The 21604-nt window shown below is 43.1% G+C and carries 28 protein-coding genes; 24 read left to right on the top strand and 4 right to left on the bottom strand.

The features are described 5' to 3' along the window. Positions 1 to 66: 66 nt before the first annotated feature. The 19 genes from rplS to B5771_RS24315 all read left to right on the top strand — a co-directional run bounded on the left by rplS (position 67) and on the right by B5771_RS24315 (position 16318). A complete protein-coding gene (rplS, locus tag B5771_RS11285) occupies positions 67 to 414 on the top strand; it encodes a 50S ribosomal protein L19 (RefSeq protein ID WP_047811139.1) in 348 nt (115 codons plus the stop codon). A gap of 306 nt (positions 415 to 720) precedes the next feature. Continuing rightward, positions 721 to 1233 carry a signal peptidase I gene (gene lepB / locus B5771_RS11280; protein WP_047811140.1) on the top strand — a complete coding sequence of 171 codons (513 nt, stop codon included), beginning with the start codon at positions 721 to 723 and terminating at the stop codon, positions 1231 to 1233. 63 nt (positions 1234 to 1296) lie between these two features. Beyond that, positions 1297 to 2124: a ribosome biogenesis GTPase YlqF gene (gene ylqF, locus B5771_RS11275; RefSeq protein ID WP_088187593.1), complete on the top strand. Its 828-nt coding sequence runs from the start codon at positions 1297 to 1299 to the stop codon at positions 2122 to 2124. 85 nt (positions 2125 to 2209) lie between these two features. Next, positions 2210 to 2992, top strand: coding sequence for a ribonuclease HII (locus B5771_RS11270; protein ID WP_172408250.1), 783 nt, complete (start codon positions 2210 to 2212; stop codon positions 2990 to 2992). Between the two features lie 110 nt (positions 2993 to 3102). Continuing rightward, positions 3103 to 3459 (top strand): NADH-quinone oxidoreductase subunit A, encoded by a 357-nt coding sequence (locus B5771_RS11265; RefSeq protein WP_047811142.1) that lies wholly within the window; start codon positions 3103 to 3105, stop codon positions 3457 to 3459. Continuing rightward, positions 3450 to 3971 (top strand): NADH-quinone oxidoreductase subunit B, encoded by a 522-nt coding sequence (locus tag B5771_RS11260; protein WP_047811143.1) that lies wholly within the window; start codon positions 3450 to 3452, stop codon positions 3969 to 3971. Before B5771_RS11265 ends, B5771_RS11260 begins: the two co-directional genes overlap by 10 nt. Next, positions 3961 to 4452: an NADH-quinone oxidoreductase subunit C gene (locus B5771_RS11255; protein WP_088187592.1), complete on the top strand. Its 492-nt coding sequence runs from the start codon at positions 3961 to 3963 to the stop codon at positions 4450 to 4452. The genes B5771_RS11260 and B5771_RS11255 overlap by 11 nt, the downstream gene beginning before the upstream one ends. 11 nt (positions 4453 to 4463) lie before the next feature. After that, positions 4464 to 5567: an NADH-quinone oxidoreductase subunit D gene (locus tag B5771_RS11250; protein ID WP_047811145.1), complete on the top strand. Its 1104-nt coding sequence runs from the start codon at positions 4464 to 4466 to the stop codon at positions 5565 to 5567. Between the two features lie 24 nt (positions 5568 to 5591). After that, positions 5592 to 6635: an NADH-quinone oxidoreductase subunit NuoH gene (gene nuoH / locus B5771_RS11245; RefSeq protein WP_047811146.1), complete on the top strand. Its 1044-nt coding sequence runs from the start codon at positions 5592 to 5594 to the stop codon at positions 6633 to 6635. Positions 6636 to 6639: 4 nt separating this feature from the next. Then, positions 6640 to 7044 carry an NADH-quinone oxidoreductase subunit I gene (locus B5771_RS11240; RefSeq protein WP_047811147.1) on the top strand — a complete coding sequence of 135 codons (405 nt, stop codon included), beginning with the start codon at positions 6640 to 6642 and terminating at the stop codon, positions 7042 to 7044. Positions 7045 to 7046: 2 nt separating this feature from the next. Then, on the top strand, positions 7047 to 7550 hold the full coding sequence (locus tag B5771_RS11235) for an NADH-quinone oxidoreductase subunit J (protein ID WP_047811148.1): 504 nt from the start codon (positions 7047 to 7049) through the stop codon (positions 7548 to 7550). Further along, positions 7547 to 7891 (top strand): NADH-quinone oxidoreductase subunit NuoK, encoded by a 345-nt coding sequence (gene nuoK / locus B5771_RS11230; protein ID WP_088187591.1) that lies wholly within the window; start codon positions 7547 to 7549, stop codon positions 7889 to 7891. Before B5771_RS11235 ends, nuoK begins: the two co-directional genes overlap by 4 nt. A gap of 21 nt (positions 7892 to 7912) precedes the next feature. Next, the gene (gene nuoL / locus B5771_RS11225; RefSeq protein ID WP_088187590.1) at positions 7913 to 9856 is read left to right on the top strand and encodes an NADH-quinone oxidoreductase subunit L; all 1944 of its coding nucleotides are present in this window, start codon (positions 7913 to 7915) and stop codon (positions 9854 to 9856) included. Next, positions 9856 to 11397 carry an NADH-quinone oxidoreductase subunit M gene (locus tag B5771_RS11220; RefSeq protein WP_088187589.1) on the top strand — a complete coding sequence of 514 codons (1542 nt, stop codon included), beginning with the start codon at positions 9856 to 9858 and terminating at the stop codon, positions 11395 to 11397. The genes nuoL and B5771_RS11220 overlap by 1 nt, the downstream gene beginning before the upstream one ends. Beyond that, a complete protein-coding gene (locus tag B5771_RS11215; protein ID WP_088187588.1) occupies positions 11397 to 12842 on the top strand; it encodes an NADH-quinone oxidoreductase subunit N in 1446 nt (481 codons plus the stop codon). The genes B5771_RS11220 and B5771_RS11215 overlap by 1 nt, the downstream gene beginning before the upstream one ends. A 253-nt stretch (positions 12843 to 13095) precedes the next feature. Next, complete coding sequence (locus tag B5771_RS11210) at positions 13096 to 13455, top strand: YraN family protein (protein ID WP_088187830.1); 360 nt, start codon at positions 13096 to 13098, stop codon at positions 13453 to 13455. Positions 13456 to 13558: 103 nt separating this feature from the next. Next, positions 13559 to 14248: a response regulator transcription factor gene (locus B5771_RS11205; RefSeq protein ID WP_088187587.1), complete on the top strand. Its 690-nt coding sequence runs from the start codon at positions 13559 to 13561 to the stop codon at positions 14246 to 14248. Continuing rightward, positions 14248 to 16080: an ATP-binding protein gene (locus tag B5771_RS11200; protein ID WP_088187586.1), complete on the top strand. Its 1833-nt coding sequence runs from the start codon at positions 14248 to 14250 to the stop codon at positions 16078 to 16080. Before B5771_RS11205 ends, B5771_RS11200 begins: the two co-directional genes overlap by 1 nt. Before the next feature lie 82 nt (positions 16081 to 16162). Then, positions 16163 to 16318, top strand: a complete 156-nt coding sequence (locus B5771_RS24315; protein ID WP_172408237.1) for a hypothetical protein — start codon at positions 16163 to 16165, stop codon at positions 16316 to 16318. Here the strand turns inward: B5771_RS24315 and B5771_RS11195 are convergent. The 3 genes from B5771_RS11195 to B5771_RS11185 are packed head-to-tail and all read right to left on the bottom strand — an operon-like array spanning position 16287 to position 18451. Further along, positions 16287 to 17762: a recombinase family protein gene (locus B5771_RS11195; protein WP_088187585.1), complete on the bottom strand. Its 1476-nt coding sequence runs from the start codon at positions 17760 to 17762 to the stop codon at positions 16287 to 16289. The genes B5771_RS24315 and B5771_RS11195 overlap by 32 nt on opposite strands. 5 nt (positions 17763 to 17767) lie before the next feature. Further along, positions 17768 to 17983, bottom strand: coding sequence for a hypothetical protein (locus B5771_RS11190; protein ID WP_088187584.1), 216 nt, complete (start codon positions 17981 to 17983; stop codon positions 17768 to 17770). Positions 17984 to 17995: 12 nt separating this feature from the next. Further along, entirely contained in the window at positions 17996 to 18451 is a 456-nt protein-coding gene (locus B5771_RS11185) for a helix-turn-helix transcriptional regulator (protein ID WP_088187583.1), read from the bottom strand. A gap of 246 nt (positions 18452 to 18697) precedes the next feature. Here B5771_RS11185 and B5771_RS11180 point away from each other — a divergent pair, with 246 nt between their 5' ends. Genes B5771_RS11180 through B5771_RS11170 form a run of 4 tightly spaced genes read left to right on the top strand, consistent with a single transcriptional unit; the run spans position 18698 to position 20157 of the window. Next, on the top strand, positions 18698 to 18952 hold the full coding sequence (locus B5771_RS11180) for a helix-turn-helix transcriptional regulator (protein ID WP_088187582.1): 255 nt from the start codon (positions 18698 to 18700) through the stop codon (positions 18950 to 18952). Then, positions 18939 to 19082, top strand: a complete 144-nt coding sequence (locus B5771_RS24310; protein ID WP_172408249.1) for a hypothetical protein — start codon at positions 18939 to 18941, stop codon at positions 19080 to 19082. The genes B5771_RS11180 and B5771_RS24310 overlap by 14 nt, the downstream gene beginning before the upstream one ends. Beyond that, complete coding sequence (locus tag B5771_RS24555) at positions 19079 to 19873, top strand: Rha family transcriptional regulator (protein WP_207652687.1); 795 nt, start codon at positions 19079 to 19081, stop codon at positions 19871 to 19873. Before B5771_RS24310 ends, B5771_RS24555 begins: the two co-directional genes overlap by 4 nt. Before the next feature lie 32 nt (positions 19874 to 19905). After that, positions 19906 to 20157: a hypothetical protein gene (locus tag B5771_RS11170; RefSeq protein ID WP_088187581.1), complete on the top strand. Its 252-nt coding sequence runs from the start codon at positions 19906 to 19908 to the stop codon at positions 20155 to 20157. Here the strand turns inward: B5771_RS11170 and B5771_RS11165 are convergent. Then, positions 20117 to 20359: a hypothetical protein gene (locus B5771_RS11165; RefSeq protein WP_088187580.1), complete on the bottom strand. Its 243-nt coding sequence runs from the start codon at positions 20357 to 20359 to the stop codon at positions 20117 to 20119. The genes B5771_RS11170 and B5771_RS11165 overlap by 41 nt on opposite strands. A 317-nt stretch (positions 20360 to 20676) precedes the next feature. Between B5771_RS11165 and B5771_RS11160 the strand changes: the two genes are divergently transcribed. Next, on the top strand, positions 20677 to 21591 hold the full coding sequence (locus tag B5771_RS11160) for a radical SAM protein (protein WP_088187579.1): 915 nt from the start codon (positions 20677 to 20679) through the stop codon (positions 21589 to 21591). Positions 21592 to 21604: the final 13 nt, after the last annotated feature.

The raw sequence follows: 21604 nt of genomic DNA, 5'->3' as shown, positions 1-21604 counted from the left end.
AGGATGGTCCTCTCGCTGTCAAACCAGTGTATGAACATCTAGGCAAGGAAGGGGGGTAATTTTATAATGGATTATATTCGCATGATTGAAGAAGAGCAAATGAAAAAGGATCTTCCTCACTTCCGTCCGGGTGACACAGTACGTGTGCATGTACGTATTGTTGAGGGCACTCGTGAACGTATTCAGGTGTTTGAAGGACTTGTTATTGCCATGAAAGGTGGCGGTATCAGGGAGACTTTTACAGTTCGGCGTGTATTTGCCGGCGTAGGAGTTGAACGTACATTTCCCTTGCATTCCCCTCGCTTAGATAAGATCGAGGTAATTCGCCGTGGTATTGTACGTCGGGCTAAACTCTATTATTTACGATCTTTGTCCGGAAAGGCGGCACGAATTCGCGACCGGCGTTCGATCTAAGGTTAAAAATGGGCTGGAGCGATCTAGCCCTTTTTTTACATGCATGCAAAAAAGATTCTCGGTTGGTCTTCTTAATAGGCAATCTTTTTCGGGCACTCAGTCATTCATGACGATGGTGCAGTAAAACCTGACGGCTTCCGCCCTCGCGAGGCTCGGCGCAAGCCGAGCCTTCTTTAATACGATCCGTAGAACTATTTTGAGTTATCAGACTTGACTTACTGATAACTTTGGAGATTATTGATTTTTAACGTATGCTCCATAAAATCTTGTTCATACTATGAAGTAGTTCAAGAGGGGAGCTATGGAATGGAACAATCAAAATCAAAAAGAAAGTGGATTGTAATTTTGTTTGGGGTTATTTTACTAAGCGGAGGATTGCTGCGTTGGGGAGTGTTACAGCCCTATTTAATACCTTCTCCATCCATGGAACCGGGGATTGCTCCGGGAGATCGTATTCTTGTCAACCGATTAGCCTATCGACTTTGGGCTCCTACCCGCGGAGATATCGTTGTCTTCGCTTTTCCCAAAGACACAAAACGGACGTTTGTTAAACGTGTCATTGCTGTTGAAGGAGAAAAAGTCGAACTTCGTGATAATAAAGTATTCGTCAATGGCCAAGCAATTCAAGAGCCCTATGTTAAACCGGGAGATTATCCGCCTTATGGCCCGCAGGTTGTACCTAAAGATAAAGTGTTTGTTTTAGGTGATAATCGCCGTCAAAGCGAGGATTCCCGAGAATGGGGACTTCTTCCTAAAAGCTATCTTTTAGGAAAAGCCTGGCTTGTTTATTACCCGTTTCCAAGGGTTAAGTTTCTCTAATTTGATTTATTAAAGTTCTTTAATTTATTAAAGGTTGTTTTAAACTAATAAGGAAGGTTTTTAATGAGTATACAGTGGTTTCCGGGGCATATGGCCAAAGCGAGGCGTCTTTTAACGGATCAGCTAAGATGGGTTGATGTTGTCATAGAACTTGCTGATGCCAGAATACCGACTAGCAGCCGCAATCCTTTATTACATGAGATCCTTGGCAAAAAACCAAAGTTATTGTTGCTCAATAAAGCTGATTTGGCAGAACCTGTCTGGACAGCAAAATGGCTCGAAAAGTTGAGAAGCATCAGTCCAGCCTATGCGTTGAGCGCTGTTACGGGAAAAGGCGTTAAACAGATTGTACCGGCCTTAGAAAACATGGTACAGCAAAAACAGGCGAAACTTGCGGAAAAAGGCGTTCGCCCGCAAATGATCAAGGTTATGATCGTGGGGATACCTAATATCGGCAAATCGTCTTTAATTAATCAATTGACTGGGGGAGCCCAAGTCAAAGTTGGCAATAAACCCGGTGTGACCCGGGGAAATCAATGGGTTCGGATCCATGATCGAGTCGAACTCTTGGATACGCCGGGTATGTTATGGCCCAAGTTTGAAGATCCTGAAATCGGACGTAAACTTGCCGTTTTAGGGGCGATTAAAGACGAAGTTTTTGATTTGGAAGAATTGGCCCTTTGGATGATTGATTGGTTCAGATTACATTCACCCCAGTCTTTAAGCCGCTATCAGAATTCTGACTCGGACATAACCCTGGAGACTATAGGTATTAAACGGGGTTGTTTGATTCGAGGCGGGCGGGTGGATACATTAAAAGCAGCTCAAATATTTTTGCGTGAACTGAGAACAGGGCAACTTGGCCCCATTACCATGGATATATTTGGATAGGTGTTTTCCGTTATTTGGAAGGATTTCAGCCCCGTAATTAAAGGATATAGACCTGTGATGTCGAACTCAGAAAGAGGGAAAATAGGTGGTACCGTTATCCCAGATGAATATTAAAGAAGTTGAAATCGCATTATATAATGATCCTTCTCCTCGGATGCTTGCTGCTTGCCAAAATGACCCACGGCAAGGGGTTCGGCGGCTCGCAGAACGTCAAATAAAGCATCAGCAGGCCCAAGCGCAAGAAGACGCGCGTGTTCAGGGATTACTTATCGAGGAAAAGAAATTATGGCAGAAGGGTTTTTTACTGATAGCAGGTATTGATGAGGCCGGCCGGGGCCCCCTTGCTGGACCGGTTGTTGCTGCAGCCTGTATTCTGCCGACACGGTTTACGCTGCCCGGTCTTAATGACTCAAAAGCTTTAACAGAAAGCAAGCGTGAAAAACTATTTTCGCAAATCCAAAACCAAGCCATAGACTACGCTATTGGCAGTGCAGAACCAGCAGAGATTGATGTTCTCAATATATTACAAGCAACAAAGCTGGCAATGAAGAGAGCAGTCGAAGGTTTGACAGTTCGTCCCCATTACTTATTGATTGATGCCCTCACTTTGCCGGCGGTCAATTTACCGCAGCTTCCTCTGGTAAGAGGAGATCAGTTAAGCGCCTCGATCGCTGCGGCTTCAATCTTAGCAAAGGTAACTCGTGATCGATTAATGGTCGAACTTGACGCACTTTATCCTGAATATACCTTTTCTAAAAACAAGGGTTATGGTACGAGTGAACATATGAAAGTTTTGCGGCGTTTAGGGCCATGTCCTCTTCATCGTAAGAGTTTTGCCCCGGTAAAAGAAGGGCTGTCCGCTCTTTAACTTTGCCGAGGTCAATGGCGCCGCTTTATGCCGGGATAATGAGAGGTTCTTTCTGAGTCCGTGGATTAACCCGGCTTATAAAAAAATTTTTCAGGAAGGAGGTAAGGAAGTTGGACAACAATTTTGCTGCTGTCGGAGTGTTTCTTGTTGGTGCCATCGCTGTATCGGTCATTATGATGCTAATGCCCAAGTTGTTGGCGCCCAATAAGCCACATAAGGAAAAACTGACAACGTATGAGTGCGGGAACGAAACTATTGGACGGACCTGGCTCGGATTTAAGAGTAATTACTTTATGTATGCTCTTGTATTTACGGCGTTTGATGTTGAAACGGTCTTCTTATATCCTTGGGCGCTCACATTCCAAAAACTAGGGACATTCGCCTTCGTGGAAATGTTCATCTTTATCGTCATTCTTTTGGTTGGCTTCTGGTATGCTTGGAAAGAAGGTGCTTTAGAGTGGATGTAAGGTTGGAAAGACAGCTGCGTGAAGATGAAACGCTGCTGGAGAAGAACATTTTAGTAACGAATATCGATAAGCTTCTTAACTGGGCGCGCGGGCACTCTTTTTGGCCTGTTACCTTTGGTTTAGCCTGCTGCGCCATCGAGATGATGGCTACCGGCGGACCACGCTACGATATTTCGCGCTTTGGCTATGAGGTATTCCGGGCATCACCGCGGCAAGCTGATGTCATGATTGTGGCGGGAACCTGTACCCGCAAAATGGCGCCGCTTTTAAGACGTATTTATGACCAAATGCCTGAACCAAAATGGGTTATCGCCATGGGAAGTTGTGCCAACGCCGGAGGACCTTTTGTGGATTCCTATTCAATGATGGCAGGCGTTGATAAGATTGTCCCGGTTGATGTCTATATTCCGGGGTGTCCTCCGCGGCCGGAATCCTTAATCTATGGGCTTTTGCAACTTCAATATAAGGTTTCAAATCCCGCTAAGGTGAGGTTAATGAGACATGGAAAATAAAGAACTGTTAAAACAACGAGTGGAAGAGCTGGCCGGCAGGGTTAACGGTGAGGTCGAAGAGATCTTAGGTACACTTATTCTTAAAGTTCAGGCACCTTATGTGACAGAAACCCTCACAGCTGTGAAAAGCTTCAATGATGTTCCATGTGACTTTCTCCACGATCTGGCGGGGTTAGACCTAGTGGATCATCTTGAGGTTGTATATCAGTTGACAAGTCTAAACGGCCCTCAGCATCTGCGCGTAAAGGCCATTATTGACCGAGAAAACCCGGTGGTTGATTCGGTCACGAGAATTTGGCAAGGCGCAGACTATTTAGAGCGTGAAGCCTACGACATGTTTGGAATTCAATTTAAAGGTCATCCTAACCTCAAAAGGATTTATATGTGGGATGATTTTGAAGGCTATCCACTACGCAAGGACTATGAGACCGAACCCATTGAGATTCGTAATCTTGTCCGCCAGCGTATAGACGGGGAATAGGGGGGAAAACCATGAGTATTGATAAAACGGAAGAACTCGTTCTTAACATGGGTCCTCAACACCCGAGTATGCACGGCTTATTTCGGATGATTGTTCATTTAGAAGGGGAGACTGTAACAGAAATCGAGCCCAAAATTGGATATTTACATCGAGGAATAGAAAAACTAGCAGAAAGCCGGACTTATACGCAGTTTATTCCCTACACGGATCGCTTAGATTACTTAGCTTCTCCGCATAATAACTGGGCCTATGTACAGACTGTTGAAAAGCTGATGGGTGTTGAAATTCCTGAGCGGGCTGAATATCTTCGGGTAATTTTTGGGGAACTTGCTCGGATTGCCAGCCACCAGGTCATGATTGCCAGTACTGCCCTGGATATCGCGGGCTGGACGGCTTGGGGCTATGCCTTCCGGGATCGGGAACGAATCCTGGATATGTATGAAATGACTGCAGGAAGCCGCTTGACAGTAAACTGCATGCGTATTGGCGGCATGAGTGCCGAACCTCCGGCTGAGTTTTGGCCTGCATTAGAATCGTTCTTGGACGATACCCCTGAGATGCTCGAAGAATACTACGGCATCTTTTTCGGGAATGAAATTGCTCAAGGCCGTTTGAAAAATGTGGGGATTATGCCTAAAGAACTGGCAGAAAATCTATCAATTACCGGTCCGGTTTTACGGGCATCCGGGGTTCAGTATGATGTGCGCAAGGCTTATCCGTACAGTATCTATGACCGCTTTGATTTCGATGTCCCTGTTCGCTACGGATGTGACAGCTATGACCGCACCATAATAAGGATGGATGAAATTAAGGAAAGCGTTAAGATTATTAGGCAAGCTATTCGTGATATCCCTGAAGGGCCGATTATGGCCAAAGTACCGAAAGTCATAAAGCCTCCGGTTGGCGAAGTTTATCACCGCGTGGAGAACCCCAAAGGGGAATTGGGATTTTATATCGTCAGTGATGGATCGACGAAACCGGCACGTGTTCGCATTCGTCCAGGCACATTCGTCAATTTGCAAATGCTTCCCATCGTTGCTAAAGGGTGGAAAATTCAAGACGTTGTGGCGATATTTGCAACTTTGGATGCAGTCTTGGGTGAAGTGGACAAGTAGAAAATCCTATGAGGGGAGAATAAGATGCAGACTTTAAATAATCTGTTTTTGATTATCGCGCATTTCATCCGTAGTTTATTTGCGGATCCCCAATCGGTTTGGGCTAATTTAACCATGGATGTCATTAATTTCATCATCGTGGTTGTCATTATTGTCCTGGCTGCATTAATTCTTATTTTACTTGAACGTAAAGTAGCGGGTTGGACTTCAATGAGAACAGGGCCCAATCGTCTCGGTCCGCGCGGATGGTTTCAGACAATTGCAGATGCTTTAAAATTAATGGGAAAAGAAGATGTTACTCCGGCTGGCGCCGATAAAATTATCTTCAAAATCGCACCAATGATTATCTTTTCACTACCGATGATGACCTTGGCCGTGATTCCCTATGGAAACCATATGGCTCCAATAGATCTCGATTTGGGAATCTTCTATTTCTTGGCGGTTTCTGCTATTTCTACCTTGGCATTTTTAATGGCCGGCTGGGGATCCAACAATAAATACTCTTTGTTGGGCGGTATGCGGGCGGTTGCTCAAATGATCAGTTATGAAATTCCCCTGTTATTTTCCCTTCTGGGAGTAATTATGATTACTCAGTCCTTTAATCTCGGCGATATCGTTAAAGCTCAGCATACGATTCCCTTTATAGTTCTTCAGCCTTTGGCCTTTGTTATTTATATTATTGCGGGAATTGCTGAAGTCAATCGTGCACCTTTCGACTTGGTTGAAGCAGATCAAGAGGTTGTTGCAGGCCCTTTCACAGAGTATACCGGTCTTCGCTGGGGCTTGTTCTTCTTAGGAGAGTATGGCAACATGACGGCGGTTTCAGCTCTTGCTGCAACGGTATTTCTGGGAGGCTGGCAAGGTCCTTTTCTGCCGGGCTGGGTTTGGTTTTGGATGAAAGTCGGGGTAATCATCTTCTTTATGATGTGGGTGCGCTGGACGTTCCCCAGAATTCGGGTGGATCATCTGATGCACTTGGCATGGAAGGTATTACTGCCGCTTTCGATTTTGAACATTTTCTTAACGGGTCTGGGAATTTTTATTTACCGGCTCGTGATGGGAGGTTGACGCAGTGTTTGGTAAAGGTCTGTTTCAAGGATTAGGCATCACGTTCAAACGCATGGTCGGTCCCAATATCACAGAGTTTTATCCCGAACAGAAGCCTGTGCTTCCAAGTAGAGTGCGAAGTTCGATGGGTCTGCAGCGGGAAAAATGCATTTGTTGCAATATGTGCGCGATGGCTTGTCCGAATGGCGTGATTAAATTAACCGGCGAAAAAGATGAAGAAAGCAAAAAACGAGTTCTTAAAAGCTATCATATGGATCTTGGTCGCTGCCTGTTTTGTGGTTTGTGCACGGAAGCTTGCCCGACTAAGGCTTTGACAGTCACCCAGGAGTATGAAAATGCAGTATTTGAAGCTGATGACATGAAATGGGATATGATTGCGCGGGCTGAGCGGAAAGGGAAGGAGGGCTAAGCGTGGGCACTATCGTTTTCTTTATCTTTGCTATCTTGGCAATAGCCGCAGCTTGGGGGGTAGTTACTTCCAGGAATATTGTCCATAGTGCGTTTTATCTGGCACTTTCCTTTTCAGGAGTAGCCGTACTTTATGTCCTAATGAACGCGGATTTCCTCGCAGCTGTTCAATTGCTTGTTTATACCGGTGCAGTATCGATTATGGTCGTTTTCGCAGTAATGCTGACGCTGCGCGGAGAGGTTAGTGACAGTAATCCGGAGAATCGCAAGTGGGGATGGGGAGCGTTTATTTCTGTACTGCTCTTCGCGGTGATTGCTCTCGTCGTTCTTACAAATCCTGACTGGCGTATTTTGCCATCGGCCTGGACGAGCGGCGGTTCTGCCGAGGATATGTCCCTCCTGCTGCTTTCACAGTTTATGATTCCCTTTGAGGCTGCTGCTGTATTGCTGACTGTAGCTTTAGCCGGAGCCGTAATTTTGGCGAAGGGAGTGAAGGAAAACAAATGAATTTAGGTAATTTAAGTGTTGGACTTTCAACCTATCTTTTGGTAGGAGCGATGCTCTTTTGCCTTGGACTTTACGGTGTATTTGCTAAGAGGAACATTATTGCCATACTCATGTCCCTTGAGTTAATGCTTAATGCTGTTAACATCAATTTTGTCGCCTTTAACCGGTTTCTATGGAATCAAAAAGTTGATATTCACTATATCCTTACAGGAAATGTAGCGGCACTCTTCGTAATCGTGGTTGCTGCAGCTGAAATTGCTGTGGGCCTGGCCCTCGTGATTACAATTTATCGTAATCGTCATTCAACAAATGTTGATGAATTTGATTGGTTGAAGTGGTAAGAGAGACTATGGAGAAGGTAGGTGTTCAAGGAAATGCATGATCTCTTTCGATGGGCATGGTTAATTCCTGCTTTGCCCTTCCTGTCGTTTCTACTCATCGCCTTTGTCACGAAACGATCCAAAGGACTGTCTTCCACGGTGTCGATCCTTGCGATCCTGACTGCATTGGGCTTAGCTGTCGCAATTGGTTTAGGCATTATTCAGTCTGGGGCTGAAATTGTGGAACATCCGGTGATCGTTAGCGCGAACTGGCTAAATATTGGAGGATTAAAGATTAATTTCGGTACAATCGTAGATCCTCTAAGTGCTATGATGTTGTTTGTTGTGACCTTAGTTGCCTCTATGGTACAAATCTACTCCTTAGGCTATATGCATGGAGATAAAGGTTGGTCACGTTACTATGCGTACCAGTCCTTATTTGCTTCCTCTATGCTGGGAATGGTTATTGCGACTAACTTATTACAGCTCTTTATTTTCTGGGAACTTGTCGGTCTTTGTTCTTATTTGCTGATTGGTTTCTGGTATTTTAAAGTCTCTGCTCGGGAAGCAGCCAAGAAAGCTTTTATCACAACTCGTGTTGGGGATTTTGGTTTACTGCTGGGAATTCTATTTCTGTACAACAGGTTCGGAACTCTGGATTTCACGGCCCTCTCCGCTGCCTTGAGTACTAGCCTGCAAAACGTGGCCGTTGTAGGTACAGCCGGTTATGTCACGGTTATGGCCTTTCTGATCTTTATGGGACCGATGGGCAAGTCAGGCCAATTCCCTCTGCACGTATGGCTGCCTGATGCAATGGAAGGTCCTACACCCGTTAGCGCCTTGATTCATGCTGCAACTATGGTTGTGGCCGGTGTTTATCTTGTGGCCAAAATGTATTTCCTGTTTCAAGCTTCCCCGGCCGCGCTGCAGTTTGTTGCAGGAATCGGTGCTTTCACAGCACTTTTTGCGGCAACTATCGCCATTGCCCAGGATGATATAAAACGGATTTTGGCCTATTCAACCTTGAGTCAATTAGGTTATATGATCTTCGCTCTTGGGGTTGGTTCTTATTCAGGCTCAATGTTCCATCTGATGACTCATGCCTTCTTTAAAGCCTTAATGTTCTTAGGTGCAGGTTCGGTAATCCATGCTATGCATGAAAAACAGAACATTTGGGACATGGGTGGTCTGTGGAAGAAAATGCCGATTACGGGCTGGACTTTCTTTATTGGTGTGTTGGCAATTTCCGGTATTCCACCCTTTGCCGGCTTCTGGTCGAAGGATGAACTGTTAGCCAACGCTTTACAAAATGGTCACCCCATAGTCTATGCTGTTGGCTTGTTTACGGCGTTTTTAACGGCCTTTTATATGAGCCGCCTCTTCTTCGTAGCCTTTATGGGCCCTGAAAAACCGGAGAATCATCCTCACGAATCTCCGTGGACTATGACTATTCCACTGATTGTTTTGGCAACGTTTAGTACTATAGGTGGATTAGCTGCTTTACCAAGTCACAATTTTGCCTTCTTTATTCACTTTGGTGAATTTGAACCAGAAGGTATGAATTGGGGTTTGGCTGGAATATCAGTCATTGCCGGTTTGCTGGGCATGGGCTTGGCCTATTATATCTATATCAAAAAAGCAATCAGCTCAGAGAGCATAGTTGCCCGTTTCCCAGTGCCTTACAAAATCCTCAAGAACAAATACTACATTGATGAGCTGTATCTCTGGATTATCCACAATATCATGGATGGGTTGGCTAAAGTACTCTATTTCTTTGACATCTATATTATTGACGGGATTATCAATGGAATTGCTCTATTGACACGTGGGAGTGCTAAAGGATTGCGCAGAATGAGTACCGGACAACTTCAAACCTATGCTATGGTATTCTTTTTCGCAGTTGTTGTCATTTTCATGGTCTTCGCTTTTGGGGAAGGACAGTTCTCATCCCTTAACCCCTTAGCGATGCTGGGAGGTGTGAAATAATGTCAGCACTGCCATCAGGAGGGTCTTACCTGCTTCCTTTTATCTTACTGGCACCGTTATTAGCCATGTTTATCATTGTATTCCTGCCGAAGGAAGAAACGAAAACGATAAAGATTGTTGCAGCTCTAGGTACCTTTACCTCTATGGTGCTCTCGCTTTATGCATTCTTCGCCTATAATCAAGCGGCAGGCGGCATGCAGTTTACTCTGACAATCCCCTGGATTCCTGATCTTGGTGTCAATTTAGCCTTCGGGGTTGACGGAATTAGTTTGCCGATGCTTCTTCTGACGAATTTGATTGGCTTTTCCTCAATTTATGCTTCCTGGAATATGGAAAAGCGGGCCAAAGAATTTTTTGCTTTGCTGCTTATCCTTATTACCGGTGTCATGGGAACATTTATCGCACGCGACCTCTTCATTTTCTTCCTGTTCTACGAGATCGTCGTTATTCCAATTTACATCATGGTTATTATTTGGGGTAGTACTAAACGGGTCTCCAAAGAATATGCCGGTATGAAACTGACCATTTACCTTCTCATCGGATCGGCATTCCTTCTCGTTGGGATGGTGGCTCTCTATCTAGCAGCAGCTAAACAGGGGCATCCAACCTTTATGTTTGACCAATTAGCCGCAAGACAAAATCTTTATAGTGCACCATTCCAAAAAGTTGCTTTCGGCTTAATGCTCTTCGGCTTTGGATCTCTAATTTCTATGTTCCCTTTCCACTCCTGGTCACCGGATGGCTACGCCGGAGCGCCTACTGCTGTCAGTATGATTCACGCCGGCGTCTTGAAAAAAATCGGTGGTTACGGATTGATTCGACTCGGGATTTATGTTCTCCCCATTGGAGCTAAGTATTGGGCTCCGGTGATTGCTGTTCTGGCTATTGCCAATGTTCTTTATGCGGCATTCATTGCTCTGGCTCAAAAAGATCTTAAGTATGTCATTGGTTATTCTTCGGTAAGCCATATGGGCTATGTCCTCATTGCCATTGCGGCTTTAAATCCGACAGCGGTTGGAGGGGCCGTGGCGATGATGTTTGCTCATGGTGTTATGTCCGCTTTGTTCTTCTCGATGATTGGGTTTATCTATGAAAAGACGCATACCCGCAACATTCCTGATTTAGGCGGTTTAGCCCACCAGATGCCTCGCTTGGCCACGGGATTTATTATTGCCGGGATGGCTTCTCTGGGATTACCGAGTACCGTGAACTTTATCTCTGAATTTACCATTTTCATGGGTACTATTAAAGCTCTGCCAGTGCAGGCTATTCTCGGAATTGCAGGGATTATCTTTACGGCGGTATACACCTTGAGGGTGATTGCCAATGTGATGTTTGGCCCGCGGCGCTCGGAATGGGATCACCTGAAGGATATTAAAGGTCCCGAACTGGTTCCTTTGGTTGTACTGGGTTTCGTAATTTTTGCAACAGGGATTTTTCCGAATATCTTGTTTGGTTTAGTTAATACTGGTGTTACCTCCTCAGGCCTTGCGAAGGTTCTTGAGACGGTGAGTCAGGCGAAGATGGGGGGGCTGTTCTAATGGTTGATTTCAATATCTTTGCAGTACTCACGCCCGAAGTTGCGCTAGCTGCAATGGCCTTGATTCTCTTGGCCATTGGGCTTCTGATACCACCCAGCGCGAGAAAGGGCATGATGCCTCTCACCGCTTTCTCTCTAATCGGAATCCTTAGTTATACCCTCTATGATTTTTACTTTGGTACGAAGACTTCCTTTATGAATGGACTTTACTGGCACGATCAATTCGCTCTGTATTTCAAAGTGCTTTTCTTAGCGGCGGCTCTCTTGGTTGTGCTCTCTTCGGGCGGATATATACAGAAATTGCCGAAGTACCGGGGGGAATTTTACACCTTAATTTTGACAGCAACGTTAGGTATGATGCTTATGGCGGGAGCCGGCGAGCTGATTACCCTGTATGTTGGCCTGGAATTAATGACGATTTCCTTTTATATTCTTGTTGCCTATTTATCTGAAGATGCTCGTTCCTCTGAAGCAGGAATCAAGTATCTGGTCTTAGGCGCAACTTCTTCGGCGATTTTGCTCTATGGTATCAGTCTTATCTATGGACTGACAGGATCGACTCAACTTTCAGAGATCGCCAGCGGACTTGGGGCGTCTTTAACCCCAACCTCATTTTTGGCCACTGTCTTTATCTTAGCAGGTTTGGGCTTTAAGATTTCCCTGGTTCCCTTTCATCTCTGGGCCCCCGACATTTATGAAGGAGCGCCGACACCTGTCACTGCCTTTTTAGCAATTGCTTCTAAGGCTGCTGCTTTTGCGGCGTTGATCAGAGTTTATCTGATTACCATGAACAGCCAGTCTTTTTCAGCAACAGGTCAAACCCTGCTCATAGTTCTGGCAGCCCTGACGATGATTATCGGGAACTTAGTTGCCATACCGCAGAAGAATATCAAGCGGATGCTTGCTTATTCGAGTATTGCCCAAGCAGGATATCTGATGGTTGGCATTATCGCCGAGTCTATTCCCGGTGTGAAAGGCGTACTCTTTTATGCTATGATTTATGTCTTTGCTAATATGGGTGCCTTTGCTGTGGCGACACATGTATCCGAAAAACAAGGCAGCGACGAGATTCAGGATTTTGCCGGTTTGGCTCGAAGGTCTCCCCTGGCAGCAGTAGTTATGACAGCTTCCTTGTTGTCCTTAGCCGGGATTCCGCCACTGGCCGGGTTTGTCGGGAAATTTTATCTCTTCTCCGCCGTCATGGGTCAAGGCTATACGGCTATCGCTTACATCGGTTTTGTCATGAGCATGGTGTCTGTATATTATTATCTGTCGGTTGTTAAAGTCATGTTCCTCGGAGAGGGAGAAGGGCTTCCTGATATTCCTGTCCATGGAGCAGTTAAATTCACAATGTTATTCACAATGATTATTACCATCGCTATTGGGATTTACCCAACTCCCTTGGCCCAAATGGCTATTGCGGCAGCTCAAAGTTTAGTTCAATAAGAACTAACGTCCACCTTTATCCGGTTTTTAAGACCCCACTTCTATAAGTGAGGGTGGGCGAGTTCACTTGTGTTATGTTTCTTGTATAATCATTAAAGAGGTTCTCAGTCATTCTGAGAGCCTCTTTTTTGTACTATTTGAAAGAATAATTTTCGCTTGTATAACTTTCCTGTTGCTTAAGTGCAACTGCATAAAGGACTTCCGATCAAGGACAAAGAATTAAATGATATTGCTCTGAAAGGAGTGAATGATCATCGGAGTCAAGAAAAATAGCTTGGGAAAAGCTGGGGAAGAATTGGCTGTCCATTCGCTGACAGCGTCCGGATTAAAAGTCCTTAAGCGGAACTACCGCTGCCCAAAAGGCGAAATGGATATTATTGCTCAAGATCAAGAAACATTGGTGTTCATTGAGGTGCGAACTCGCAGTTCTGCGTATAGAGGATGGGGTGAAGAAAGTATCACCTTTCGGAAGGCGCAGCGTCTTAGGTCAATAGCAGCGTATTATATTCTGCAGCAAGGATATGTCAACTGGCCGGAAATGAGAATTGATGTCATTGCCATACGATGGCTGGGAGATAATCCTGATCTTATGTGGATTAGAGGAGCTTTATAATATTCTTCAATTAATTTTCACAAAATAGCCATGATAACGTGGTAAACTAAAGACAAATACCCAAGAAAAATCTTGCATCAAGTTTTCAAAGGGGAGTTAGAACATGGATCCAATTCTAATTGTCGATGATGAAGAACGAATTCGTAGTTTAGTTAGATTGTATCTTGAGCGGGAAGGATTTCCTGTTGAAGAGGCAGAGGATGGCAGTGTTGCTCTGTCTAAATTTAAAACAGGCCAATTTTCACTATTAATTGTTGATCTAATGATGCCTGATGTTGATGGCTGGCGGGTTTGCCGTGAAATCCGCGAAAGCTCCGGGATTCCCATTATTATGCTGACGGCACGCGGGGAAGAGTTTGATCGTGTACTAGGTTTGGAACTGGGTGCAGACGATTATTTAGTTAAACCATTCAGTACGAAAGAATTAGTCGCCAGGGTCAAGGCGCTTCTGCGCCGATCCAGCGGCCAGATGCATACAGTTTCCTCGGAAATAACTGTTGGTTTGCTCAACATTGATAAAGAAAGGCATCGCGTCACAATTGGCGATGAGGTGATAAACTTAACCCCTTTGGAGTTTGACTTACTCTATTTTCTCGCCAAAAATCGGGGAAGAGTTTTTTCTCGTGAGCAGCTTATGGAAACGGTATGGGGATATGATTTTTATGGAGATGCTCGTACCGTGGATACCCACGTCAAAAAATTGAGGGAAAAACTGGCCCATCCTACGATTAAAAAAATGCTTGTTACCGTATGGGGCGTCGGTTATAAATTTGATCCGGATATGGTGTCCTGATGAAATGGAGAAAACGGCGTTCTTGGACCATCTCCATGAAACTTTGGCTGGCTATGACACTTCTGATTCTTCTGGTACTGGGAGGATTAGGAGTCACCATTACATGGTTGTTCGGGGATTTCTATTTACAGCAAAAGCTTGATTCTCTGCGCACAGAAGCAACGGAAGTTTCGACCCAATTAGCTTCAATTCCAGGTTGGAGTGAACGTTTAAGCTTATTAGAAACCTTTAAACTCACCTCTGGAACCCAACTGGTTTTGCTTGATCCACAAGGAAATATCCTTGTGATTGCGGGATCAACTTCAAACAAGACTCAAGGAATAGGACTCAGCGGACCTATCGGCGAGATTAATGGGTTACTTGGAGGATGGACGCGAACGTTGCTCCCTTCTGATTTTTTCACCGACGATTATTTAGCGCAAGTCCTGGCCGGCAATACCATCTCGATTAAGGCTCTGCCCGCCAGCGGAGGGGGGCAGGCCATGCTCCTTGCGGCAGCACCTGTCGGAGCAAAACCCGTACAAGCTGTTGTTCTGCTGGGCAGTTCACCAATTCCCATCCAAGAAAGTATCGCAACCTTTCGGCACTTGATCGTTTATGCGTCCTTAATTGCTGTGTTTCTCGCTACTATAGTCAGCCTGATTTTTGCTCGGCAGGTAACGAGGCCTCTGGCTTTAATGCAGCGAAGTGCTTCGAGAATGGCAAAAGGAGATTTCTTGCCCATCCAGGGAGTAACGAGTCAAGATGAGATTGGAGAACTGGCTGAAGTTTTTAATTCTATGGGGGAAAGTTTAAAAAACCACATGGAATGGCTGTCACAGCAAAAAAACCTGCTTCAAGGTATTATTGAAAGCATTAGTGATGCTGTAGTTATGTTAGGCTGTGACGGAGCTATACTTTATGCCAATGACACGGCAAAGTCATTATGGCAAGAGCAAGAGGCGGAACTCCAAGATAGGAAACTTCGAATTGTTGATTTTCTTCAGGCCATGAGAAAAAACCAAGAGCAAACTGAAAATTATGGAACTTTAAAATTAGGGCTTCAAGTACTTCAGGTGATCTTGGCCCCTATGACAGAGACTGAGGGATTTCGAGGACATGTTGCCGTTCTTCGCGATATAACTGCCTCGCTGCGGGCCGAAAAGGCAAGACGTGAATTTTTGGCCAGTGTCACCCATGAACTAAGAACTCCGCTCCATCTTATTCAAGGGTACTTAGAGGCAATCCAGGATGATGTGATACCTAAGAACGAGCGGGGAGAATATATTGACTTGGTCTTGGAAGAAGCGAAACGCTTAGCCCGTTTAGTTAAAGATCTGCAAGACATTAATTGGTTAGAGCGGGGACAGAGTTTGCAGCCGGTTGTCTTAGATCTGGAGAGCTTTCTTAGTGAAGTTTACCAGCGCTTTCAGGGCAGAGCTCAAGATTTGGGTTTAACGTTGGAAGTCGCCAAAGGTTCAGGCAAAATCACGGCCGATCCTGATCGCCTTTTACAGGTATTTATTAATCTTTTGGATAATGCAATGCGTCATACCCCGCAGGGCAAAACGGTTCGAGTCCTTTTTGAAGATCAGGAAACTCATGTTCAATTTGCTATCCAAGATGAAGGAGAGGGGATACCGCGGGAAGCTCTGCCCTATATCTTTGATCGCTTTTTCCGGGTTAATAAAGCACGTACGAGAAAAGACGGAGGAATGGGACTTGGTTTAGCGATAGTTCGTCAAATTGTAGAAGCTCATGGAGGACAGATAAAAGTAGAAAGCGATATGGGAAAAGGAACGACCTTCCTTATAACTTTGCCCAAAGATTTCAATGCCCCTTCTTTAGAATAAGATGTATTTTTTTGCTTATTCTGGAAGGATTAAAGACTCTTAAAGCGAACATTTTACTATTGCCTTTTTGGGGGAGAGTATGATGTTCGCTTCAATTTACGGAATGACCGTTTTGGGATTACATGCTCACTTGATTCGGGTAGAAGTTGACGTGTCAAACGGCTTGCCAAGCTTTGAGATTGTGGGGAGATTACCCCGTCATCAAGTCACAAGTCAATGGTATACGGTAAGCGTCTAGCAACATAAAACTCCCCTTGCTTGTCCACTTCTACTCTGCTCAAAAAAGATTGGATAATAATTTTCTTGCTTTTATTAGGGTATCTATCCCAATTTTTAAGAACTTTATCCAATAAGGCTCTTAATTTCTCGGGTGATTCAATCTTAATATCTGATTTGGATAAAGTGATTTTAATCTGGTTAATTCTGTTCTCTAATGCCGCTTTTTCCCTTGAAGTTTTGTCAACATGCTTTGTATATAACAAGGCTGGCAAATCTCCGGATTCATAATCTGATTCTAATTTCGAAAGTAAATTATCCTTGGATTTTACTTGTTTATAAAGTTCATCTAGTTGTAATTCTAAGGCGTCATTATTCCCCCCAATTTTCGACTCTCTTTCATTGGATAAATCTTTGAATATTTCTGGATTGTCGATGATCTTCTTGAGTTCATTAATAATAAATTGATGAATCTTATTAGCGTTGATACTATGAAAGCATTTTGATTTGTTTTTGCCAGAACAAATATATATATCCTTTTCGGTGTACCATCTTTTGACTCCTTTGACTGTTTTAGATGGTCTTCGATGTTCACCATACATACGTCTTCCGCATTCGTGGCAATACAATTCGACCAGATAGGGATTATTTTCTTTAGTCCCTTGCTTATTGTGTTTCCTTATTGAATTAATTTCCTGAACCTTTTCCCATAAATCGAGAGGTATTATTGCCGGATGCTTAGCCTTATATTGTTTTCCGTTCCATCTTGCGATTCCAATATAACGAGGATTATGAAGTATTTTACAAATAGTTGTGAGATGGTATTGGGTTCCGCGTTTTGTCTTTAAGTTTCTTGAATTCATATAGGTGGCTATTTCTTGATAGGAATTACCTTCAGCCCTCATAGTGAATATTTCTTTTACTAAATTAGCTTCTTCAGGTATTATTTCAACTATTCCTCTGGACTGCCTAAATCCTAAAGTGACGATATAATTACCGGCGTAGCCTTGAGTTGCCCGGTAATTTCTATTGTTCCATAGTCTTTCTTTAATGCTTTCATATTCTTCCCGAGACATAAATAATTCGAATCTTAACTGGCGTAAATCTGAGGAGTTGTTGGGGTCATATATCTTATTTGGGGTAACAATCTTAATATCGTGGGTAATAATTGTTTTGTAGATCCTGCCTGCGTCCTCCATGTCTCCTCGCCCAAGTCTTGATATTTCAGTAACAATGATACATTCATATTGGCCAGATGGTATATCAATATTTAATACTTGCTGGAATTGTGGCCTACCTGCTATAGTATCACCGCTTTTCACCTCTGCTCGTTCGTCAAAGGTAATTTCTCTAGCATTACAAAATTGGGTCAACCTTTCCCGATGAGTTTGTAGAACGTCCTCACCAGTGTTTTTTTCGTATTGCTCATCTTCTCTACTTTTACGTAAATATAAAATGCCATGCATTAGAATCAAGCTCCTTTATTTATTCTTTGTTCTAATTCATAGACAGGCGCATAACTATCGAAATCACCGTTTTCTATATGATTTATCTCATGGAGATAAGCATCTAACTGCATTTTGTGGCTTAGGTTTTTGTTTATAAAAATATTATAGTTTCCATCCACATCAGGGATAGTTAACCCCCTAACAGTAAGAGGTAAACCGATCATCCTTACAATCGTCAATGTAACTTCCTCCTATTCATCTTTTAATGCTTCAATTATTTTAATAGCTCTTTCAATATCTTCCTTAGATGCGTTTTTAGATGCGCTAAATAAAGCTTTCATTTCGGGTCGTTTATGGAGAATTTCGAGTAACTCAGCTGCTTCATCTCTGTTTTGTTTTATGGAGATATAAGTAGTAATTGCTTCGCTTTCCTGAACCTTTACTGTATCGGTGAGAATTTCATTGGCATAAATCTGCGAATTACCTGTTTTTATTGGCGGGCCAACCAAATCAGTTCCATCCAAAATCTCAGGAACGCTAATATCTAATCCATTTGCAATTTTATTTAGATTTTCAATACTAGGTTTCCTTCTACCATTTTCAACATCTGAGATGAATGATATTGAAAGATTCGTTAACTCCGATAATTGTCTCAATGTATATTCTCTTTCATTCCTAAGCAGCTTAAGTTTTTCTCCAAATTTCAACGGTTACACTCCCTTATTTGATTCGATATGATATATGAATTATATAATTTTACGCTGTCAGTGTAAATATACACTTGGTGCGTAATTTCAAGAAATATAACGATATAGTTTGATATGCCCAAATTATTATTAAAATATTCCGCTTTAAGAGTAAATACGCTTGTTTTTGCGACTTTTTATTACGCCACAGGAGTAATATAATTTACTCATGAAGCGTAATTATGCAAGTTGGAGGTGAAATTTGAAATGGATAATAAAAAATTAGGTTCTATTATTAGAAATAAACGTTGTGAAAAATCGCTAACTCAAACTGCTCTTGCAGGGCTGATTGAAAGAAAACCTCAACTGATATGTGATATTGAGGCTGGCAGAAAAAAACCTGGTATCGACACTATGATTCTTCTTGCAAGGGAATTGGGATTATCTCTGGATACCCTTTTTTTATCAAGTAATTACGCTACAGGAGTAAAAGGGGAGGAACTAGAACATGTCGGAATTTAAAGTTACTTATCTCCCTTCACCTGAATTTGATCCTAAAAAATATCATGAAGGACTTAGGGAACTTCTTCACTTGGTTAAGCTTCAGGAAGAAATGGATAATGCAGTGCAAGCAAAGAAGGTGAGCGCATGAACAACTTAAAAGTCATCAACCAAAACGGATTATTCGTCATTGACAGCCGGGAAGTGGCTGAAATGACCGGTAAGGACCACAAAAATTTATTAAGAGACATAAAGGGTTACGTTGAGATCCTAGATAGCCCCAGCTCAAAATTGAGCTCGGCTAACTTCTTTATTCCAAGTACCTACTTAGACGCACAAAACCAAGAAAGACCCTGTTACCTCCTCACCCGCAAGGGCTGCGACATGGTGGCAAATAAAATGACGGGAGAAAAAGGAGTCCTCTTCACAGCAGCATATGTTACCAAATTCGAGGAAATGGAAAAGCAACTTACTCAATCGGACAAGCCCAAACGAATATCTTCAAGAGTTAAACCAGCGATCAAGGATGCCCTGGACGCAGCGGATTACCTCACTCAAAGATTAGGCGTCAAACCCGGCATAGCTCAAGCGGCATGTATGCGAACCATCGAGAAGAATTACAACCTCGATCTAACGGAAATCTCGAAATGCCTTCCGCCTGCTGAACATGAAACTGGATTTCTGAACGCTACTGAAGTCGGGAAGAGACTTGGCATAAGCGCAGTCTCGGCTAATAAAAAGTTAGCCTCTAAAGGGTTGCAGGAACAGCAAGTCGATGGCAAGGGGAATAAAGATTGGCGGCTTACCGAAGATGGTAAGAAGCATGGTGAGGAGTTCCCTTACGTGAGGAATGGGCATAGCGGTTATCAGATCAAATGGAATGAAAGTGTTATGGAAGCATTAGCTCAGGACCCAGAAAAAGCTGAAAGTAATAGTTTGTGAAAACCTTAATTCCTCGAAAGGAGGGAGAAGAGATGCCGGCCTATTTAAAACTAAAACGTCTTAAAGCAACGATTAACCCAGCCAATAACGATCTACGCGAAACTGTTAAAAACGCTCAGGAATTGGCCTTAATTGAGGATTTAGGCATTCAGATTATTAACCTAATCAAAGAAAATAACCTGAACACGAGACAAGTAAATGCACTACTTGAATGCGTTCAGGTTGAAATCAAGGAATTTCCTCTTATTCAAAAAATATGTTCTTGTCATTCGGGCTTGAAATGATGATTAAGTGCTGTTCGGAATGGACTTCGCAATTAGCGTTTACTGACTGAATAAAAACATAACCATCGTCCCTCAGATTAAGCGTAGCAATTTTACTTTGGTTAAACTCAATCATTACGCTTTCCTCATTCTGATTAGCCCAGATAGTGTAATTTTCCGTATAACACCTAACGGTCCAATTACCTAATTTTACATCTCTCATAGATACACCTCCTTCCAAAAGAAAGTAAACTTCGACAATTTACAATTCTACAGAGGAAAGGTAAACCCTGCTTACTTATCTACACCAAGTACCAGTGAGGTGAAACCACATGGACCACATGAAAGGATGGAAAATTTTGCGGAAAGATCAAGCCCGCCGTTTGAGGTACCAGGAGCGTCAGAGGATACAGTCAAATTGCAATGGGGCTAACTGGAAAGATCCCTCAAAGTTTGTTGAGTTAACAAAAGGACAACTCAAATCATTCTCGGCGAAGTTGGTTAAGTAATGGTATTTCATGAAAGGAGGTGAGAGAAGAAATGCGGATTGGGTTGCACGATGCAGAAAAAGATCATTTCAAGAAAAAACATTTTCCAAACTTGGCATTAATGAAAATAAGCGCATGGCACAAAGCGCAAGGTGATTCCGTTGAATGGTGGGACCCAATTGAAAAATATGACCAGATTTACTCAAGTAAAGTATTTGATTTTACTCCCGAAAATCTTTATTTACCTACAACTACAATTAGGGGTGGGACAGGATACACGGGTATTCGGATGAACCACAAATTGCCTGAGGAAATTGATGATCTTTATCCCGACTATTCTATCTACCCTGGATGCGATTACGCCATTGGCTATATAACAAGAGGATGCCCAAATAAATGTCCTTGGTGCTATGTGCCGGAAAAAGAGGGAAACATAAAAGCTTATCGACAATGGCAGAAAGTAATTAGGACCGATTCAAAAAAGTTGATCCTAATGGATAACAACATTCTTGCTAGCGAATACGGCATTGGTCAACTCGAAAATATGATCGGGACCGATTATGAAATTGATTTAAATCAAGGCATGGATGCTCGACTAGTTAACAACGAAATAGCAAATATCCTTTCTAAATTAAAATGGATTCGCTTTATAAGATTCTCATGTGACCAAACTTCGCAGATCCCTGCAATTCTAGACGCTGCGGAATTACTTTTAAAACATGGCGTTCGTCCGTACAGGTTATTTATTTACCTCTTAGTGAAAAAGGACATTGATGACGCGGCTTTTAGGGTTGAAAAGCTAAAGCATCTTAAAGCGATCAATTTGTATGCTCAGCCCGAAAGAAACGAGCGAAAGGGCATTATACCAAATTCCTTACAATTAGAATTTGCCCAAAGATACGTTTACGGAGGTTGTTACCGCAAAGAAACGTGGGAAGAGTATGTTTCTAGGAAAAATTTAATTTAAGGAGGTGAAAACC

Source organism: Desulfosporosinus sp. FKA (genome assembly GCF_002196785.1).
Taxonomy (GTDB): Bacteria; Bacillota; Desulfitobacteriia; order Desulfitobacteriales; family Desulfitobacteriaceae; genus Desulfosporosinus; species Desulfosporosinus acididurans.
The sequence above is the reverse complement of the archived record's forward strand: the minus strand, read 5'-3'. Positions and strand labels throughout refer to the sequence as shown.

What these genes read in the sequence shown, in the direction of transcription:
- rplS (WP_047811139.1), top strand. Translation starts at nt 67, where the DNA reads ATGGATTATATTCGCATGATTGAAGAAGAGCAAATGAAAAAGGATCTT.
- lepB (WP_047811140.1), top strand. Translation starts at nt 721, where the DNA reads ATGGAACAATCAAAATCAAAAAGAAAGTGGATTGTAATTTTGTTTGGG.
- ylqF (WP_088187593.1), top strand. Translation starts at nt 1,297, where the DNA reads ATGAGTATACAGTGGTTTCCGGGGCATATGGCCAAAGCGAGGCGTCTT.
- B5771_RS11255 (WP_088187592.1), top strand. Translation starts at nt 3,961, where the DNA reads ATGGAAAATAAAGAACTGTTAAAACAACGAGTGGAAGAGCTGGCCGGC.
- B5771_RS11250 (WP_047811145.1), top strand. Translation starts at nt 4,464, where the DNA reads ATGAGTATTGATAAAACGGAAGAACTCGTTCTTAACATGGGTCCTCAA.
- nuoH (WP_047811146.1), top strand. Translation starts at nt 5,592, where the DNA reads ATGCAGACTTTAAATAATCTGTTTTTGATTATCGCGCATTTCATCCGT.
- nuoK (WP_088187591.1), top strand. Translation starts at nt 7,547, where the DNA reads ATGAATTTAGGTAATTTAAGTGTTGGACTTTCAACCTATCTTTTGGTA.
- B5771_RS11220 (WP_088187589.1), top strand. Translation starts at nt 9,856, where the DNA reads ATGTCAGCACTGCCATCAGGAGGGTCTTACCTGCTTCCTTTTATCTTA.
- B5771_RS11215 (WP_088187588.1), top strand. Translation starts at nt 11,397, where the DNA reads ATGGTTGATTTCAATATCTTTGCAGTACTCACGCCCGAAGTTGCGCTA.
- B5771_RS11205 (WP_088187587.1), top strand. Translation starts at nt 13,559, where the DNA reads ATGGATCCAATTCTAATTGTCGATGATGAAGAACGAATTCGTAGTTTA.
- B5771_RS11200 (WP_088187586.1), top strand. Translation starts at nt 14,248, where the DNA reads ATGAAATGGAGAAAACGGCGTTCTTGGACCATCTCCATGAAACTTTGG.
- B5771_RS24315 (WP_172408237.1), top strand. Translation starts at nt 16,163, where the DNA reads ATGTTCGCTTCAATTTACGGAATGACCGTTTTGGGATTACATGCTCAC.
- B5771_RS11195 (WP_088187585.1), bottom strand. Translation starts at nt 17,762, where the DNA reads ATGCATGGCATTTTATATTTACGTAAAAGTAGAGAAGATGAGCAATAC.
- B5771_RS11180 (WP_088187582.1), top strand. Translation starts at nt 18,698, where the DNA reads ATGGATAATAAAAAATTAGGTTCTATTATTAGAAATAAACGTTGTGAA.
- B5771_RS24310 (WP_172408249.1), top strand. Translation starts at nt 18,939, where the DNA reads ATGTCGGAATTTAAAGTTACTTATCTCCCTTCACCTGAATTTGATCCT.
- B5771_RS24555 (WP_207652687.1), top strand. Translation starts at nt 19,079, where the DNA reads ATGAACAACTTAAAAGTCATCAACCAAAACGGATTATTCGTCATTGAC.
- B5771_RS11170 (WP_088187581.1), top strand. Translation starts at nt 19,906, where the DNA reads ATGCCGGCCTATTTAAAACTAAAACGTCTTAAAGCAACGATTAACCCA.
- B5771_RS11165 (WP_088187580.1), bottom strand. Translation starts at nt 20,359, where the DNA reads ATGAGAGATGTAAAATTAGGTAATTGGACCGTTAGGTGTTATACGGAA.
- B5771_RS11160 (WP_088187579.1), top strand. Translation starts at nt 20,677, where the DNA reads ATGCGGATTGGGTTGCACGATGCAGAAAAAGATCATTTCAAGAAAAAA.